The organism is Ruminococcus sp. SR1/5 (genome assembly GCF_000209835.1).
GTDB classification, from domain to species: Bacteria; Bacillota; Clostridia; order Lachnospirales; family Lachnospiraceae; genus Blautia_A; species Blautia_A fusiformis.
The window spans coordinates 1435047-1451422 of the sequence record NC_021014.1 but is presented as its reverse complement, the minus strand read 5'-3'; the positions used below and the strand labels follow the sequence as shown (position 1 = coordinate 1451422).

The following is a 16376-nucleotide window of genomic DNA, read 5'->3' as shown; positions in this document are numbered from 1 at the left end:
GAGTCTGTCCACAGAATTTAGCGACAGATTCCGCACCATGCATATTTTCCTTTTTCAGGATATGATAGAGTGAAAAAAGAATCGAGGTTTCTCATGGCTTTTTACATTGATGCCGGAAAAAGCGGTTCATCCGGCGAGATTGCTTATCTTCTGAAAAATGCATTCTTCACTGTCCCAAGAAATGGACTGAGATCGTGTTTTTATGCATTGGTAGTGATCGTGTTACCGGAGATTGTTTAGGCCCATATATCGGACACCTTCTTCATCCTCATGAAACCGGACATATTTTTGTCTACGGCACTCTTTCCTGCCCGGTCCATGCCCTGAACCTGGAAAAAACTTCATCGCTTATCACAAGGCTTCATCCACACGCCCTCGTGATCGCCATAGACGCTTCTCTTGGACAAAAAAAACACCTGGGCTATGTGACCATTGGAAATGGTGCACTTTACCCAGGTGCTGGTGTTCAGAAAGATCTTCCACCTGTAGGGGACATCCATATCACCGGCATTGTAAATACTGCCGGAATCATGGAGCAGCTTACCCTGCAGACTACCCGGCTCTCCACCGTGGTAGCACTTGCAGATGTGATCGCCTGCGGGATCCTTAAGATACTTCCTGCAGAAACAGACTTATCCCCTGTTGATCTTGATTATGCGAACTCCTTGATCTGCTTATAGATACCCTCTGCATCGAGACCGTATTTATGAAGAAGCTCTAATGCCGGACCGGACTCACCGAATACATCATGGATTCCGATACGTTTAACCGGTACCGGTGCCTTCTCAGCCAGGCACTCGCATACAGCTCCGCCAAGACCGCCGATGATGGAATGCTCCTCAACAGTTACAACCTTGCCGGTTTCTTTGGCAGCTGCAACAACAAGGTCCTCATCCAGAGGCTTGATGGTATGGATATTGATCACTTTTGCATCGATTCCGTCTGCTGCAAGCTTCTCAGCTGCTTCAAGAGCCGGTGCAACGCAAAGTCCGTTTGCGATGATGGTAAGATCTTTTCCCTCGCGGAGAACGATGCCCTTACCAAGCTCAAATTTATAATCCGGTCTGTCATTGATAACCGGAACAGCAAGACGTCCGAATCTCATGTATACCGGTCCCTGATGCTCGTAAGCAGCAGCAACCATAGCTTTTGCTTCGATATCATCAGAAGGACTTGCAACGACCATGCCCGGAATCACTCTCATCAGGGCAAAATCCTCCAGGCACTGATGTGTGGCGCCGTCTTCACCTACAGAAATACCGCCGTGAGTTGCTCCGATCTTTACATTCAGCTTCGGATATCCGATGGAGTTACGAACCTGCTCATAAGCACGTCCTGCTGCAAACATTGCAAAAGTACTTGCAAAGGGAACCTTACCTGTGGAAGCGATTCCTGCTGCAATACCCATCATGTTGCACTCTGCGATACCGCAGTCAATGTGACGCTCCGGGAATTCTTTTTTAAACATACCTGTCTGTGTAGCTGCAGCAAGGTCAGCGTCAAGAACGATAAGATCCTCGTGTTTTTTTCCTAATTCTATGAGGGCACTGCCGTAGCTTGCTCTCGTTGCGATTTTCTTTACTTCTGACATAATGCTTCACCTACCTTCTCCAGATCTTCCATTGCCTGTGCATACTGCTCATCATTCGGAGCTTTTCCGTGCCAGCCTACTGCGTTCTCCATGTAGGAAACGCCTTTACCTTTTACTGTTTTCATGATGATAGCTGTCGGCATACCCTTTGTAGCTCTTGCCTCATCAAAAGCAGCCTTCAGCTGATCCATATCGTTGCCGTCCGCAACATTGATCACATGGAAATTGAAAGCTTCAAATTTCTTGTCGATCGGATACGGGGAGCATACATCTGCAATGTCACCATCGATCTGAAGTCCATTGTTATCTACGATCACAACCAGGTTGTCCAGTTTACGGAAGCCTGCGAACATAGCTGCCTCCCACACCTGGCCTTCCTCGATCTCACCATCACCCAGCAGAGTATATACTCGATAGTCATCATTACTGAGTTTGGCAGAAAGAGCCATACCTGCTGCTGCAGAGATTCCCTGACCAAGAGAACCACTGGACATATCAACGCCCGGAATATGCTTCATATCCGGATGTCCCTGAAGATAGGAGCCCAGATGACGAAGTGTTTTCAGATCCTCTTTTGGAAAATATCCTCTCTCTGCAAGTACAGAATAGAGTCCCGGTGCTGTATGTCCTTTGGAAAGGACAAAGCGGTCACGGTCTGCCTTCTTAGGATCCTTCGGATCGATGTTCATCTCTTCAAAATATAAATAGGTGAACACGTCTGCTGCAGAAAGGGATCCGCCCGGATGGCCGGCCTTTGCTGCATGGACTGCTGTTACGATATCCTTGCGGACTTCGTTGGCAACTTTCTGAAGTTCTAACTTATCCATGTTATAAATGTCTCCTTTTTAGTGCCCTGCTGTTCACAGGGAATTTGTATATAAAAGAGGTTTCGATCACTCACCGAATACTGCCTTGTAATCAGCCTGGAATTTAGCGATACCTGCATCTGTCAGCGGATGATGTGTCATCTGCTCAATTACCTTGAACGGTACCGTAGCGATATCTGCGCCTGCAAGTGCACATGCAGTTACATGCATTGGATGACGAACGCTTGCTGCGATGATCTCTGTCGGGATATCTGCAACTGCAAACATCTCAGCGATCTGCTGGATCAGCTCAACGCCATCTGTGGAGATGTCATCCAGTCTTCCAAGGAACGGAGATACATATGTAGCACCTGCTCTTGCTGCAAGAAGTGCCTGGTTAGCAGAAAAGATCAGAGTAACGTTTGTCTTGATCCCCTCAGAGGAAAGAACCTTAACTGCCTTCAGTCCCTCTGTTGTCATAGGAATCTTAACAACCATGTTCGGATGGATCGCTGCGATCTCACGTCCCTCACGGATCATTCCCTCAGCATCTGTTGTGGTAGCTTTAACCTCACCACTGATCGGTCCGTCAACGATCGTTGTGATCTCTTTGATCACCTCGTTGAAGTCTCTTCCTTCTTTGGCGATCAGAGACGGGTTTGTTGTAACTCCACAGATAACTCCCATGTCATTTGCTTCTCTGATATCCTCTACTTTAGCTGTGTCGATAAAAAATTTCATTGTTTTTTCCTCCTGTTTACGTTCGTTCTTTTTCTTGATGATTCCATTATAACAAACTCATTGCGGGGGTCAAGGCACCTGCTTTTTATTAATAAATCTTTTATTAATAAAATAACATTTTATTAATAATGCCTGTCAATTTTTTCACCCAAAACAGCTTCTTTCCATTTTCCTCAATTCGAATATCGCCGTAATTATCGTAGCTAACAAGGTTTCTATTCAAATGTGTCATGGAAACTCTCTCTATATATTATTATTAATAATTTTTGCGCTATTATTTATTTTTCTGTTCATCAGACTGGTTTCTGTCCAGTCTTGCATACCCCGTCGTGCGGCGCGTGATCAGCTTCGGGGTATATTCGATATTATACAGGCTGGCAGGTCTTTCATCCAGGTAAAATTTATCATTCATGTCGATCTTACGGATGATGATGTCACAGGCATCTCTTCCCTTCAGCGCAACAAAATGATCAATGGTTGTCAGGGAGATCCTGCGGATGCCGGAATAAAAAATATTGTCGCACCCTATGACAGAAACATCCTTCGGAACGTGTATCCTCATTTCATGCAGCGCATCAATGGCGCCTATGGCCATCATGTCATTCTGTCCTGCGATAGCCGTAAATTTCTGTCCTTCCTGGAGAAGCTCCATGGTCAGCTCGTAGCCCATGGCATACTCGGAATCCATCCGCGGGATTTTTCTGTCATTGGACTCATCTGCCGCCTTGATGAGCACATGATCCTTTTTTCCCTCTTTTTCAAACTCGCGAACAAAGCCCTCCACACGCTTGGATCGCTGCCACTGCCGTCTGGTAAGTGGCGGCGTGATAAATGCCACATCCGTGTGCCCCAGATCAAGAAGATGTCTGGCCATCAGCCTTCCTACCACTGTGTTGTCCTGATTGATAGCATCTACCGTGGTTGTTTTTTCCTTGTTGCTGATGATGACCAGTGGTGTTTCTTTTGCGATCTTTTCTACCTGATGCTGGAAATCCGGATGAGGATTGCAGGTATAGATGATCCCTGCCGGCCGCATGGTCTGCATCATACGGAGATATTTTTCTTCCAACCCCGCATCGCGCTGGGTGTTGCAGATAAATACCCCATATCCCTGCTCATTGGCCACAGCCTCGATCCCCTGAAGCAGCAGTACATAATAGGGACTGGTGAGTGTGGGGCAGAAAACAACGATCAGCTTTTCTTTTCTGTCAGCTTTGTGTTTCCGACGTCCGGGAAGCTCATAGCCAAGCTCTCTGGCCGCCTGCTCCACCCGCTCCACAGTTTCTCTCGAAAAAGAAACATTATATTTCCGGTTCAGCACCATGGATACCGTTGCCTGGGAAACTCCTGCGCGTGCTGCCACATCCGATGAGGTTGCTTTCTTTTTTGCCACCAGTCTCACCTCCTTTATAATCTGGGGAAATTTCCTGGCTGCTTATCACTTTTTGCAATCCCTCAGGGAATTTTTCACCTGATCCGGTTATAGTTCCACTCTTCCTTCCAGTGCCCGGAGAAGTGTCACCTCATCAATATACTCCAGATCACCGCCCACCGGAACTCCGCTGGCGATACGGCTTACTTTGATCCCGGTCGGTTTGATCAGCTTACTGATGTACATAGCTGTCGTTTCGCCTTCAAGACTGGAATTGGTTGCCACAATAACTTCCTTTACATCCCCCTGAAGGCGCTTCATCAGTTCCTTCAGTTTGATATCATCCGGCCCGATCCCAAGCATCGGGGAGATCGCACCATGAAGTACATGATATACACCGTCAAATTTACCTGTTTTCTCATATGCTGCCAGATCCCTGGTATTCTCAACCACCATGATCGTGCTGTGATCCCTTTTGGGATTGGCGCAGATCGGACAAAGCTCCTGATCTGTCAGCGTGTAACAGCACTTACAGTACTGAACATTCTGCCTTGCATCGGTAATGGAGGCGGTCAGCTGCTCCACCTGGTCCTTCGGCATATTCATGATATGAAATGCAAGACGCTGGGCAGATTTGGCTCCGATCCCCGGAAGATGGGAAAGCTGCTCAATAAGTTTATTGATATGGCTGCTGTAATATTCCATCAGAAAGGAAGACCTCCGCCAAGACCGCCAAGGCCGCCTGTGAGTTTGGACATCACTGCTGCTGACTCGGACTCAACCTGACGGAGCGCCTCATTTGTTGCTGCCGCGATCATGTCCTCAAGCATCTCGATATCATCCGGATCTACCGCTTCCTCGGAAAGTGTGACCTTTGTTATTTCACGTTTACCGGAAACTGTAACGGAAACAGCTCCGCCGCCTACTGTTGCTGTAAACTCTTTTTCCTCAAGAGCTTTCTGGTTTTCTTCCATCTGACGCTGCATTTTCTGCGCCTGTTTCATAAGATTATTCATGTTTCCCGGCATACCCATGCCAGGAAATCCACCTCTTTTTGCCATAATACTTTCCTCCTGTTTTTGTTTACGGATTTATGACTCCTCATCCGGGTCTTCTTCCACTACGATATCCATGTGGATATTCTCCCGAAGTGCATCGTCTACTGTGATCTGCGCGAGATTGGTGTGCTGATGTTTGTTGGCTACCAGCATATGTATCTCCACGCTCTTGCCTGTCCGGGCAGCAATAATGTCCTGAAGCTCTTTCTTCGCCTCCGGATTGTCTACATAATTCATCCCCAGAAAATCCTGGAATTCCACATAAAGGATGGGATCTCCTGTTTCTCCGTTATACTTGGGGACTGCACGCTGCAGGGACTGCTTGAAAAGTCCGGTAGTCTGACCCACGATGGCACGCCAGCCTGCCACGATCTTCTGAAGATCCTCAGGAGCTGCCTTCTGTGGTTTCTGCTGCTGTACCGTTGCTGTACCGGTCACTGCCGCCCCCGGTTCCCCGGTTCCACCGGCCTCGCTCTCCCGAACGATCACCTGCTGCACAGGCCGTTCCTCCATCTGCTTTTCCAGGACACGAAGCCTGTCAAGAACAGAGTCTAGATTTGTCTCCATGGCCGGTCTGCACAGCTTGATCAGTGCGATTTCCACCAATACACGCTTCTGGCTTGCAAAACGGATCTGATTGGACAGATCGGAAAAAATACGAATGTAACGCATCAGCGTCTCCACATCTGTCATCCCGCTCTCTTCCTTCAGAAGCTTCAGATTCTCAGAAGAAACATCAATGGCTTCCTCCGGATTTTCGGAAGTCTTCACAAGCAGAAGATTTCGCATATACCAGGTAAAATCTGATACAAACTGTCCCAGCTCCCGGCCGCCTGTGATCAGGTCCTCCAACACATGGATGGAACCTGTCACATCGCCGGAAAGAACCTTTCGGAGAAGTCTGCTGAATACCTCTGTATCCACAGCTCCCAGAACATCCAGGACTTTATCATAAGTAAGCACCTGTCCCAGATAAAAGGAAATACACTGATCCAGAAGACTCAGGGCATCTCGCATGGACCCGTCGCCTTTTTTTGCCACATAGCGTACAGCCTTCTCCTCTGCTTCCACCCCTTCTGCTGTCAGAAGCTCGGAAAGTCTGGCAGCAATGGTATCAATGGATATCCGGTGAAAGTCATAGCGCTGACATCTGGACAGTATTGTGATCGGTATCTTGTGGGCCTCTGTAGTCGCCAGGATAAAAATAACATAAGAAGGCGGCTCCTCCAATGTTTTCAGAAGAGCATTAAATGCACCTGTTGAGAGCATATGCACCTCATCGATGATATAAACCTTGTATTTACCCTCTGTTGGACGATAAGCCACTTCCTCACGGATCTCACGGATGTTATCAACACCGTTGTTAGAGGCTGCATCGATTTCGATCACATTCATGGCAGTTCCCGCCTGAATGGCCTTGCACATGGCACATTCATTGCAGGGGCTGCCATTTACAGGATGTTCACAGTTTACTGCCTTCGCCAGGATCTTTGCAACCGTAGTTTTTCCGGTACCACGCGTTCCGCAGAACAGGTATGCGTGTCCGATACGGTTCGCCTTGATCTGGTTTGTCAGTGTTGTCACAATATGATCCTGTCCTTTTACATCGTCAAAATTGTCGGGACGAAATTTACGGTAAAGAGCAGTATAACTCATAAAACTCTCCTTCTCTTCGCCACAGTCGCCGCGGAAAGACTCCCGCGGCGGCCAGATGACTCATAATTCATTAATCGCCAAAACTGATTCCGATCTGTTTGGCTGCTTTTACAAGCTGATCCTTTGGAGATACCATCTTCAACTTGCCTGCGCATTCAGCAAGAGGAACCCTCTTGATCTTGCCGTTGATGACACCGATCATAACACCGTATTCCTCATCCATGATCGCCTGCGCTGCACCGGCACCGATCCTTGTGGAAAGAACGCGGTCATATGCACATGGCTCTCCGCCTCGCTGCATATGTCCCGGAACTGTGATACGTACCTCACTTCCGGTCACCTGCTGGATCTGGTCTGCGATCTCATAGGATACAGACGGATATTTCTTCGCTCTTTCCGCAAGCTTTTCTTTGTATTTTTTCTTCGGAAGCTCTGCATCTTCTTTTGAGATAGCTCCCTCAGCTACTGCAAGAATGGTAAAACGCTTGCCTGCCTTGTTACGCTTCTGGATGGCTTCTACAACCTTATTGATATCGTATGGGATCTCCGGGATCAGGATCACATCTGCTCCGCCTGCAACACCGGCATTCAGTGTAAGGCTTCCGACCTTATGTCCCATGATCTCAACAATAAATACACGTCCATGAGATGCAGCTGTTGTATGGATGCAGTCAATGGCATTTGTTGCGATCTCCAGAGCGCTCTGGAAGCCAAAGGTCATATCTGTACCCCAGATATCATTATCAATGGTCTTCGGAAGATGGATGATATTCAGGCCTTCCTCGCGGAGAAGATTGGCGGTTTTCTGCGTTCCGTTTCCGCCGAGGATCACAAGACAGTCAAGACAGAGCTTATAGTAAGTCTGTTTCATGGCCTCAACCTTATCCAGTCCCTTCTCATCCGGAACCCGCATCAGTTTGAATGGCTGTCTGGATGTTCCGAGAATAGTTCCGCCCTGAGTCAGGATTCCGGAAAAGTCCCTGGCTGTAAGCATACGGTATTTCCCGTAGATCAGTCCCTTATATCCGTCATCAAATCCATAAACCTCAAGGTTCTCAACGCTGTTGCTCAGACCCTTTACAACGCCTCTCATGGTTGCGTTCAGTGCCTGACAGTCACCACCGCTTGTCAGCAGACCGATTCTTTTAATCATAGCGTCCTCCATTCTATGCCCTCTTATGTGCACATTTTATTTGTTGCTGTCTGCATATAAGACAGATATTCCACCTGACGTATTTCTGCAGAACAACTACTGTATCCTCTCTTTTCACAGAGTTTTACACAATATAATATTATAAAGCATTTTCAGGCAGTGTACAATAGCCAAAAAAGCACGAAAACAGCGAGTGTATTGATTGACTTTACCTGTATCTCATCGTAAAATAAAATTATCAGTAACTTTCGTATGTTTACAGAAAATTTTCGTCTAGAAAGGAGAGTCCTATGAAAAAATTTCTCAAAAAACTATCCTGCGCTTTATTAGCCGCAGCCATGGTATGCGCCATGACTCCTCTCGCCGCCAGTGCAGCGATCAATTATTCCAAAACCCGGATCGTTTATATGCCCACATCCGGAAAGGACCTGGGATACGATGAGATCTCGATCAGCAATATTCCTGCTAAACAGAACATTCTCAAATCCAATGTTAAAGTAGTCAGCGGAGGATCTGTGATCGCACTGGATTACTTCGGTTCCAGCAGCTTCAAAAGTACCACGGAGGCTTTCCGCAAGGGTGCAAAACCGTACACTCACTCCGATCATTTCTACAATATCGGTTTTGCCGTTAAAAAGCCCGGAACCGGAAAGATTTCCTTCAAGGTCGGAAACAAAACCTATACTTCCACCATCAAGGTTCTTCGTTATGTCAACCCGTTGAAATCCGTCTCCATCACAGGTGTAAAAGGCAATCTTGCCGGAAAATTCAAAAGCTCCGGCCATAACGCCTTTCGTTACGCCAACAAGGCACAGAAGAATGCTGTCATGAAATGCACCGCTGCAAATGGCTGGAAGATCACGGGCGTTTCTTTCAACAACAACCGGACCCATACACAGTATAGTACCAATTACAACGCCCCTAACAGCGGGGCTTCTTCTTCCACGCTCCGTATCGGAAACCTTTCCGCGAAGCAGTCCGCCTATATCAGCTTCACCCTTCGCAACACCAAAAACGGGGCGGTACAGTACTGTACACTTAATATGAACTGATTTATTTCGGTCTGTACCTTGACAAATCTGGTTTCAGAGTCTATAATTAAATTCCGCGCAGCCGGGGAGATAGCGGTGCCCTGTACCTGCAATCCGCTACAGCAGGGGTGATGCCAATCTGAGGCTTGTATCTTGCAGAGCAGCCCTTTATAAGTGGCGTTGACGTCTGGGTCTTACGCAACAGGAATCTGTGAACCGTGTCAGGGCAGGAATGCAGCAGCACTAAGCAGAAGCTCTTGTGTGCCGTGAGGGTGCCTGGGCTGAGTTAACTGTAAAGGTAACGTCTGTGAGACCATTCCGAGGTGCGGCGCGCGTAAAAAAGGTTATAATATATGATCTCTATATAAACAGCATTCCCGCCGGGTCCGTCATTTATGACTGATCCGGCGGGATTTTTTGTACTATTATTTTATTTACAATATCCGGCAACTACCTGATTGATCAGCTTGCCGTCTGCCTTTCCCTTCAGATCTCCCATAACTGCCTTCATGATCTGGCCTTTATTTCCTGTTGCCAGAACATCTGCAAATTTCTTCTCGATATAAGCCTTGATCTCTGCTTCATCCATCTGCTTCGGAGCATATTTCGCAATGATATCATATCTTGCCTGATACTCCTCTTTCAGATCTGTACGTTCTGCAGGGCAGGTGTCGATCTGCTCTTTTGCTGTTTTCAGCTCTTTCAGGATAACTTTGTCTACAAGCTCTCCTTTGATGTCATCACGGCATCCCTCATCAATGGCAGCTTTTTTTACTGCTGCGATCAGTGCGGAAACTGCTTCCTTTGTTACCTTATCTTTGGCCTTCATTGCTGCTACCATGTCTTTTCTTAAAGCTTCAAGTTCCATTTTTTGTTCCTCCATTTTCTGTCGTTCCTGTATCAACGACTTTCGCTTGGTCTGAATGGATTTTCTGTCTGTAATAGTGAAATCCATTTATGATTTTATTTTGATATTTTCACAGGATTCTGTCAAGAGTAAATCTCCCGGGATTTTTCGTTCTATTCCGCTCTCTCTGACTGTGTCTGTCCGGCAAGGCGCTCTGCTTCCTGCTTCTTCAGGATTTTTGCCTGCTTCTTTTTCTCCCGCAGTTCCCTGAAAAATGTGGAAAGCATTTCGGAGCATTCCTCTTCCAATACCCCTTCTGTGATCTTTACCTGATGATTAAAGCCTTCGATCTGAAGAAGATTCATCACAGATCCGGCACAGCCTGCTTTCGGGTTCATACAGCCGATCACCACCTCATCGATCCTAGATTGTACCAGTGCACCGGAACACATCTGACAAGGCTCCAGTGTTACATACATGGTGCATCCCTCCAGACGCCAGTCTCCCAGCTTTTTACTGGCCTTTCGGATAGCATTAAGCTCTGCATGAGATAAGGTATTTTTATCTGTATTGCGGCGATTGTAGCCTCTGGCTATGATCTTTCCCTCATGCACGATCACGCAGCCGATCGGCACTTCCTCCAATGCACGGGCCTTTTTTGCCTGGCGGATTGCCTCTTTCATAAAACGTTCCTGATCTGTCACGTTTTTACTCCTCCTGTAACTTCACATTCCGGAAAAAGCTCCGGGATTCTATCTGTTCATACTAAGACTGCTCTCAGCCTTCTGTCCGTTCGATTATAACTTTTCAAATATTCCATGTCAATCTGCTGCAAAACAGATATTCGCACACAGCCAAAAACGCAGACAACGGAAGCTCTCGCGAACTCCATTGTCTGCGTCAATGAATGCATTATATCTGCTTTTTTCCGGAAAGTCAAGCAGCCAGATTATTTGTGAAGTGACTCACCATTGGTAGCGATCACATCTTTATACCAGTAGAAGGATTTCTTCTTATAACGGTTCAGTGTACCTGTTCCATCGTCGTTGCGGTCCACGTAGATGTAGCCGTAGCGTTTTTTCAGCTCTGCTGTAGATGCACTGACAAGGTCAATGCAGCCCCAGGAGGTGTAGCCCATAAATTATATGTTTTTTTCTTCCATGAGCAAGTCCCCATCTCTGCTTACTGCTTTTCGCAACTCCGCAGGAAACTTACTTGATTCGGTTAAAAAGGCTTGCAGCTTTTTTCGGGGGAGAGTATGCTTGTAGTATCATAAATAAGAGAAACAAGGGGATTTTCCTATGAAAATATGTGGATTTAACAAAACAACCCTGCTGGATTATCCGGGAAGGGTAGCCTGTACCATATTCTTAGGCGGTTGCAACTTCCGCTGCCCATTCTGCCAGAATGGAGCTCTTGTCGTGGAGCCTGACACCCAGCCTGAATATTCCCAGGAGGAAATCCTGGCTTTTCTAAAAAAGAAAGGGGATTCTCGATGGCGTCTGCATTTCCGGCGGTGAACCCACACTTGCACCGGAGCTGCCGGAATTTCTCAGCAGGATCAGGGAGCTGGGCTATGATGTGAAGCTCGATACCAACGGTTCCCGCCCCTCCGTGGTAAAAAATCTCGCAGCAGCTGACCTGATCAACAAGGTTGCCATGGATATCAAGGCCTGTCCTTCCAACTATCATGCGCTTACCGGTGTACATGCCGATCTGGATGGGATCCGGGAAACTGCCGGATGGCTGCTGGACGGACACCTTGATTATGAATTTCGTACAACAGTTGTGAGGGAACTTCATTCCGAAAAAGATTTTCAGGAGATCAGCCGGTGGTTAAGCGGTGCAAAAGCTTATTATCTCCAGGCTTACCGGGATTCCGACGGAGTTCTGATACCGGGATTCTCTGCCTGCTCCGAGGAAGAAATGAAAAACTACCGGGATATCCTGTCTCAGACGATCCCGGTAGTAGAAATTCGTGGTATGGAGCTGTGATCTGCGGATTTGCAAAACTGTTTGCTTATCTGCATGGATGCCGAAATTTTTCTGATCAGATGTTAATAAAACAGTACCAGTATCCTCCCTTTCCGCCTGGGATATGAATATCCGGACATTCCTTAAAGTAGGGAAAGCCAAACATATTGGCTATAAACCGTTCCTGCTGGCTGTATCCACCGGGTACCCCCAGTATGTACTGTCCCCGGGGATTTCTGCACAGCAGAAGATGGCCGAAATTCTGATGTCCGTACATGACAAAACGGTTGCTGCAGAAGCAGCCGTTTTTTCTGCATAAGGCACTGCAGTCCGATGGTCTGATCTTGCGGCAGTCTGTGAAATAGCCGTCGTTAAAGGGATCATCACAGGGTATTCCCGGAAGTGGACGAGATGGCTCCGGTCGCGATGGTTTCGGCGAATGCGGTGACGGCTGGCCTGGCCGTGGTAGTTCCGGCGGATGCGGTGACGGCTGGCCTGGTCGTGGTGGTTCCGGCGGATGCGGTGATGACTGGCCTGGTCGCAGTGGCTCCGGCGGATGCGGACTGGGAGCCTGATATGAATTTCCGGTTTCCGATGTCTTTAATACATCCTCCTGAATCTCCTCCACCGTCATGATCCTGTCTGACTCCTTCTGATTTTCCTGCACTTCTGGCAAGGTTCCATCTTTTTGATTTTCTTCTTCCTTTTCTTCCCGCTCTCTGCCTGTTTTCTCCGCCGCCTTCTGATATTCCGTTCCTGTTTTCTCCGTTTCCTTCCGAGATTCCGTTTCTTTTTTCTTCCACTCGCGGAAATTCTCCGGCCGGATCGGCTGATCATCCCATTCCGTTCCCCAGAATCCGCCGGCATCGGAGATCAGAAGCAGTCCTCCAAGCTCCTGAAGACTTTTTCCCATGCCTCCAATATCCCCTGTATCCGTCTCCAGTGCGCACTCGATCCGCTCCCGCCCTGTAACACAGCTTCCGATCAAAATACCATCCATCAGCCCTTCCTGCCGCACAAACCCATACACTCTGCACCGACTTCCAGGCTCCAGTCCAACGCAGCGCAGATGAACCTCCACACGGCATTTCCTATCTCTGGCCTCCACCCTCACATAACCACTGCTGCCATCTTTTTTCCTTTCCGATACTCGTACACATACGCAACAAAACGCTGATATCCAGCCAACGCACGTCCCTCCGGTATTTCGGTTTCGTTAATATATATGAAGATCGAGAGAAATCATTCCATCAACTGAAAAAAGCTCCAGGATGTACAAACATAAAAAAGAACCCCTCAACCAAGGGATTCTCAAGCTGTTAGTCGAAGCGACAGGATTTGAACCTGCGACCTCTGCGTCCCGAACGCAGCGCTCTACCAAACTGAGCCACGCTTCGTTATTCTGTTTCAGTTGTTTGTGTTTTGCTCAACTGCAAGAGCTATTATATTAGAGTTTCTGTACTTTGTCAATAGAAAAAATTAAAATTTTTCAAAAAAATCGAATTTTTTCTTTTTTCCTGCTTCGGGCATACATTTTCGCAGACCCGAAGCAGTTTTGGGAAAGGTTCTTTATAACATATCAAGTATATTCAAGTGAAATATATGCTTATTTCACTGTAACTGTTACCTTTTTTGTGATTCCGTTGCTGCTTATATAGATAACAGCTTTTCCTTTTTTCACACCTTTAACAACACCTTTGCTGCTTACAGTAGCAACTTTTGTATTGCTGCTTCTGTAGGTGATCTTTGCCTTTGAAGTAGCAACTGCCTTGATGGCTGTTGTTTTCTTTGCTTTTACACTTACAGCTGTTTTGGATGTGATCTTCAGGCTACCTTTTTTACTGTGATCCTGCAGGTTGCTTTGTAGCTTCCGCATTTTACTGTAATTGTAGCTGTTCCTGCTTTTTTTGCTGTTACTTTTCCGCCTGCGCTTACCACTGCAACGGATTTATTACTGCTTGTATAAGTAACTTTTCCGCTAACGCCTGTTTTTTCACTTTGATCTGGCTTGTTCCACCCACAAATACAGTCTTCGCTGAAGCCGAAGCTTTTACAGACGGCTTCTTAACTGTGATCTTGCAGGTTGCTTTATAATTTCCGCATTTCGCTGTGATCACAGCTGTACCTGCCGCCTTTGCAGTTACCTTTCCATTTGCGGCTACAGCTACAACAGATGGTTTACTGCTTGTATAGGTTACTTTTCCGGTAACACCTGCGGTCGTTGCTTTCAGCGTCACTGTAGCTGGAGATCCTTTTACATAAAGCGTCTTCGCTGATGCATTCAGTTTTACAGATGGCGTTTTTACAGTAAGCTTGTACTGTGCAGTTTTTCCTGCTGCAGATGTTGCTGTGATCACGGCTGTTCCTGCTGCTTTCGCAGTTACTTTTCCGTTCTCGTCCACAGATGCAACCGTTTCATTATCGGAAGCGTATGTTACATCCTTGCAATTCTCGCCTGTTGCTTCAAGCTGTCTGGAGCTTCCGATATAAAGAACTCCTGAATTTTCTTTAAAAGCAATCGTTCCATACACCAGCTGAACAGAAACATCTGCATGACCATCACTGGAAACTCTTACTGTATAGGTTTCATTTTCCGGTCTCGCTACAGTGGAATCCAGAGCAACCACTCCATCTGTAGTTACTGCATCCTGTACAAGATATGTTGTCTCTGAAGCATGTCCGACACCTGTTGTATAGAAAACAGATACCTTCGGATTTTTGTATTTATCAAGATTTGCAAGCTTAACATGGGTGCTGTCCGTAAATTCCGGAGAAACAGCCATCTCTTCTGTTGCCTGCGGTTTAACATAAATACCATCTGCAAATTCATATACATACGCGCCGTCTGCCATAATGTACGTGATCTTGTTTACGGTTTTTCCCTCAAGACCTGTATCTTTTGCAAAGGCAACCTTATACACCTTCAGCCACATCTCGTTCATATGACGCATGCCATATTTTCCGCCGTCTGTTGTTTCCAGGATCATTCCCTGAATCCCGGAGTTAACTGCAAAATCGGAATCACTCTTTGTATTGCGGAGATATTTTGTGCTGGTTTCTTTTACATCAATCTCATAATCTCCCCAGCGAGAAGATGTTTTGAGTGTTGCCTCCGCATCTGTCACAGTTGCTTTTACATTAAATTTTGTAGCACTGTATGTTCCATCTGTATTCAGTGTTTTATACTGCCCAGGCTCTACCGTCGGAGTACGTCCCAGGGTGATCCCTGCTGCTTCTGTATATACTCCGCTTTCCGGAAGTTCTCCCGCTTCTGAAAGGATCTGCGCCTCTACATACGTTTTTGCATCTGTAGCTACATTAACCTTTTTTACTCCTGCGATCTCATAGCCATTTTCTGTCAGATTCTGAACATCTGCATTTCCGAAAACAGTACTTTTTCTGGTTGTGGCAGATGTAACGGAATCATACTTGCGGCTCGTTGCATCTCCCGCATAAAATTCCTCGTATGACAGAGATGCCGTACCGTAAAGTGTTCCTGTCAGTGCCTGATGTCCATTTGCCACCTTATAATAAATATCTGTTCCCGGAATCTGTGTATATCCATCCACCGCTCCCTTTACCCAGTAATAGGAAACATTGGAAACCGTGATCGGCTGGCCTGTCAGTGTGATATTTTTTGTCATATCCACATAATTGTCGCTTGAGATCATAACCGTGTAGATCTCATCCCCGGCCCTGGCTACACTGCTGTCAAAGGTTACCACCCCATTCTCTGCCACTGCATGATCTACAACATACGTTGTCTTTTTACCATGGCCACTTCCTGTTGTGTAGTATACGGAAACCTTAGGGTTTTCATATTTGTCAAGATCATCAACTTTAACCTGGGTTGTATTTTCTTTTACAAAAGCTGCCTGTACCTTCATTCCTGCTTCAGGCTGTTTTTTACAAGAGGAGCTTTGTCTCCGAACTCATATACATAGGAGCCGTCCGGAGTAATATAAGTCACCTTTGAAATTTTTTCCCCGATAAGCCCGGATCCTGCTGAAAACGCAAGTTCGTAGGGCTGTACCCAGATTTCATAGGTATGACGAAGTCCTACCTTCTTACCACTGGCAGTTTCAAGGATCACTCCCAGTGTATTTCCGCCTACAGCAAAATCACCCTGTCTGGAATTGCGGAGATA

The 16376-nt window shown here is 46.7% G+C and carries 18 protein-coding genes, 1 tRNA gene, 1 other RNA gene and 1 pseudogene; 4 read left to right on the top strand and 17 right to left on the bottom strand.

Annotation, left to right across the window (positions count from 1 at the left end; all coding sequences use genetic code 11):
- The first annotated feature begins 194 nt into the window (after positions 1-194).
- Positions 195-680, top strand: coding sequence for a spore protease YyaC (gene yyaC / locus CK1_RS07570; RefSeq protein WP_306288837.1), 486 nt, complete (start codon positions 195-197; stop codon positions 678-680).
- Here the strand turns inward: yyaC and CK1_RS07565 are convergent.
- The 8 genes from CK1_RS07565 to CK1_RS07530 all read right to left on the bottom strand — a co-directional run bounded on the left by CK1_RS07565 (position 653) and on the right by CK1_RS07530 (position 8374).
- Positions 653-1591, bottom strand: a complete 939-nt coding sequence (locus CK1_RS07565) for a transketolase family protein (RefSeq protein ID WP_015525670.1) — start codon at positions 1589-1591, stop codon at positions 653-655. The two genes, yyaC and CK1_RS07565, sit on opposite strands and share 28 nt — an antisense overlap.
- Entirely contained in the window at positions 1579-2418 is an 840-nt protein-coding gene (locus CK1_RS07560; RefSeq protein ID WP_015525669.1) for a transketolase, read from the bottom strand. Before CK1_RS07560 ends, CK1_RS07565 begins: the two co-directional genes overlap by 13 nt.
- 66 nt (positions 2419-2484) lie before the next feature.
- Positions 2485-3138, bottom strand: coding sequence for a fructose-6-phosphate aldolase (fsa, locus tag CK1_RS07555; protein ID WP_015525668.1), 654 nt, complete (start codon positions 3136-3138; stop codon positions 2485-2487).
- A gap of 274 nt (positions 3139-3412) precedes the next feature.
- Positions 3413-4531, bottom strand: a complete 1119-nt coding sequence (locus tag CK1_RS07550; RefSeq protein ID WP_059086187.1) for a LacI family DNA-binding transcriptional regulator — start codon at positions 4529-4531, stop codon at positions 3413-3415.
- 87 nt (positions 4532-4618) lie between these two features.
- Positions 4619-5215, bottom strand: a complete 597-nt coding sequence (gene recR / locus CK1_RS07545; protein ID WP_015525667.1) for a recombination mediator RecR — start codon at positions 5213-5215, stop codon at positions 4619-4621.
- Positions 5215-5571: a YbaB/EbfC family nucleoid-associated protein gene (locus CK1_RS07540; protein ID WP_015525666.1), complete on the bottom strand. Its 357-nt coding sequence runs from the start codon at positions 5569-5571 to the stop codon at positions 5215-5217. Before CK1_RS07540 ends, recR begins: the two co-directional genes overlap by 1 nt.
- A gap of 30 nt (positions 5572-5601) precedes the next feature.
- Positions 5602-7224: a DNA polymerase III subunit gamma/tau gene (dnaX, locus tag CK1_RS07535; RefSeq protein WP_015525665.1), complete on the bottom strand. Its 1623-nt coding sequence runs from the start codon at positions 7222-7224 to the stop codon at positions 5602-5604.
- A 70-nt stretch (positions 7225-7294) separates the two neighbouring features.
- Complete coding sequence (locus CK1_RS07530; protein WP_353611228.1) at positions 7295-8374, bottom strand: 6-phosphofructokinase; 1080 nt, start codon at positions 8372-8374, stop codon at positions 7295-7297.
- Between the two features lie 293 nt (positions 8375-8667).
- Between CK1_RS07530 and CK1_RS07525 the strand changes: the two genes are divergently transcribed.
- Entirely contained in the window at positions 8668-9429 is a 762-nt protein-coding gene (locus tag CK1_RS07525; RefSeq protein WP_015525663.1) for a hypothetical protein, read from the top strand.
- Positions 9430-9482: 53 nt separating this feature from the next.
- Positions 9483-9744: signal recognition particle sRNA large type (gene ffs, locus CK1_RS07520), an RNA gene on the top strand.
- A 94-nt stretch (positions 9745-9838) separates the two neighbouring features.
- Here the strand turns inward: ffs and CK1_RS07515 are convergent.
- From CK1_RS07515 to CK1_RS07505, 3 genes and pseudogenes are all read right to left on the bottom strand, one after another.
- Positions 9839-10276 (bottom strand): GatB/YqeY domain-containing protein, encoded by a 438-nt coding sequence (locus CK1_RS07515; RefSeq protein ID WP_015525662.1) that lies wholly within the window; start codon positions 10274-10276, stop codon positions 9839-9841.
- Positions 10277-10428: 152 nt separating this feature from the next.
- On the bottom strand, positions 10429-10959 hold the full coding sequence (tadA, locus tag CK1_RS07510) for a tRNA adenosine(34) deaminase TadA (protein WP_114001486.1): 531 nt from the start codon (positions 10957-10959) through the stop codon (positions 10429-10431).
- 245 nt (positions 10960-11204) lie between these two features.
- Positions 11205-11393, bottom strand: a pseudogene (locus CK1_RS07505) (family 1 glycosylhydrolase); the annotation flags it as partial.
- Between the two features lie 350 nt (positions 11394-11743).
- Here CK1_RS07505 and CK1_RS07500 point away from each other — a divergent pair.
- Entirely contained in the window at positions 11744-12250 is a 507-nt protein-coding gene (locus CK1_RS07500) for a radical SAM protein (RefSeq protein WP_353611227.1), read from the top strand.
- Between the two features lie 55 nt (positions 12251-12305).
- Here CK1_RS07500 and CK1_RS07495 read toward each other — a convergent pair whose 3' ends face one another.
- The 6 genes from CK1_RS07495 to CK1_RS07470 all read right to left on the bottom strand — a co-directional run.
- Positions 12306-13310, bottom strand: coding sequence for a DUF6128 domain-containing protein (locus CK1_RS07495; protein ID WP_306288836.1), 1005 nt, complete (start codon positions 13308-13310; stop codon positions 12306-12308).
- 242 nt (positions 13311-13552) lie between these two features.
- Positions 13553-13626, bottom strand: a tRNA-Pro gene (locus CK1_RS07490).
- 209 nt (positions 13627-13835) lie between these two features.
- Positions 13836-14105 carry an Ig-like domain-containing protein gene (locus CK1_RS07485; RefSeq protein ID WP_015525659.1) on the bottom strand — a complete coding sequence of 90 codons (270 nt, stop codon included), beginning with the start codon at positions 14103-14105 and terminating at the stop codon, positions 13836-13838.
- Positions 14054-14167: a hypothetical protein gene (locus CK1_RS07480; RefSeq protein ID WP_306288835.1), complete on the bottom strand. Its 114-nt coding sequence runs from the start codon at positions 14165-14167 to the stop codon at positions 14054-14056. Before CK1_RS07480 ends, CK1_RS07485 begins: the two co-directional genes overlap by 52 nt.
- Positions 14161-16116, bottom strand: coding sequence for an Ig-like domain-containing protein (locus tag CK1_RS07475; RefSeq protein ID WP_015525658.1), 1956 nt, complete (start codon positions 16114-16116; stop codon positions 14161-14163). The genes CK1_RS07480 and CK1_RS07475 overlap by 7 nt, the downstream gene beginning before the upstream one ends.
- Positions 16113-16376 (bottom strand): hypothetical protein (locus CK1_RS07470; protein WP_353611139.1); only part of this gene is annotated, 264 nt, incomplete at its 5' end. The genes CK1_RS07470 and CK1_RS07475, both read right to left, overlap by 4 nt.

Bases quoted from the DNA above. Each gene is read 5' to 3' on its own strand.
- CK1_RS07565 (WP_015525670.1), bottom strand. From the start codon at position 1,591: ATGTCAGAAGTAAAGAAAATCGCAACGAGAGCAAGCTACGGCAGTGCC.
- CK1_RS07560 (WP_015525669.1), bottom strand. From the start codon at position 2,418: ATGGATAAGTTAGAACTTCAGAAAGTTGCCAACGAAGTCCGCAAGGAT.
- fsa (WP_015525668.1), bottom strand. From the start codon at position 3,138: ATGAAATTTTTTATCGACACAGCTAAAGTAGAGGATATCAGAGAAGCA.
- recR (WP_015525667.1), bottom strand. From the start codon at position 5,215: ATGGAATATTACAGCAGCCATATCAATAAACTTATTGAGCAGCTTTCC.
- CK1_RS07540 (WP_015525666.1), bottom strand. From the start codon at position 5,571: ATGGCAAAAAGAGGTGGATTTCCTGGCATGGGTATGCCGGGAAACATG.
- dnaX (WP_015525665.1), bottom strand. From the start codon at position 7,224: ATGAGTTATACTGCTCTTTACCGTAAATTTCGTCCCGACAATTTTGAC.
- CK1_RS07525 (WP_015525663.1), top strand. From the start codon at position 8,668: ATGAAAAAATTTCTCAAAAAACTATCCTGCGCTTTATTAGCCGCAGCC.
- CK1_RS07515 (WP_015525662.1), bottom strand. From the start codon at position 10,276: ATGGAACTTGAAGCTTTAAGAAAAGACATGGTAGCAGCAATGAAGGCC.
- CK1_RS07485 (WP_015525659.1), bottom strand. From the start codon at position 14,105: ATGCGGAAGCTACAAAGCAACCTGCAGGATCACAGTAAAAAAGGTAGC.
- CK1_RS07475 (WP_015525658.1), bottom strand. From the start codon at position 16,116: ATGAAGGTACAGGCAGCTTTTGTAAAAGAAAATACAACCCAGGTTAAA.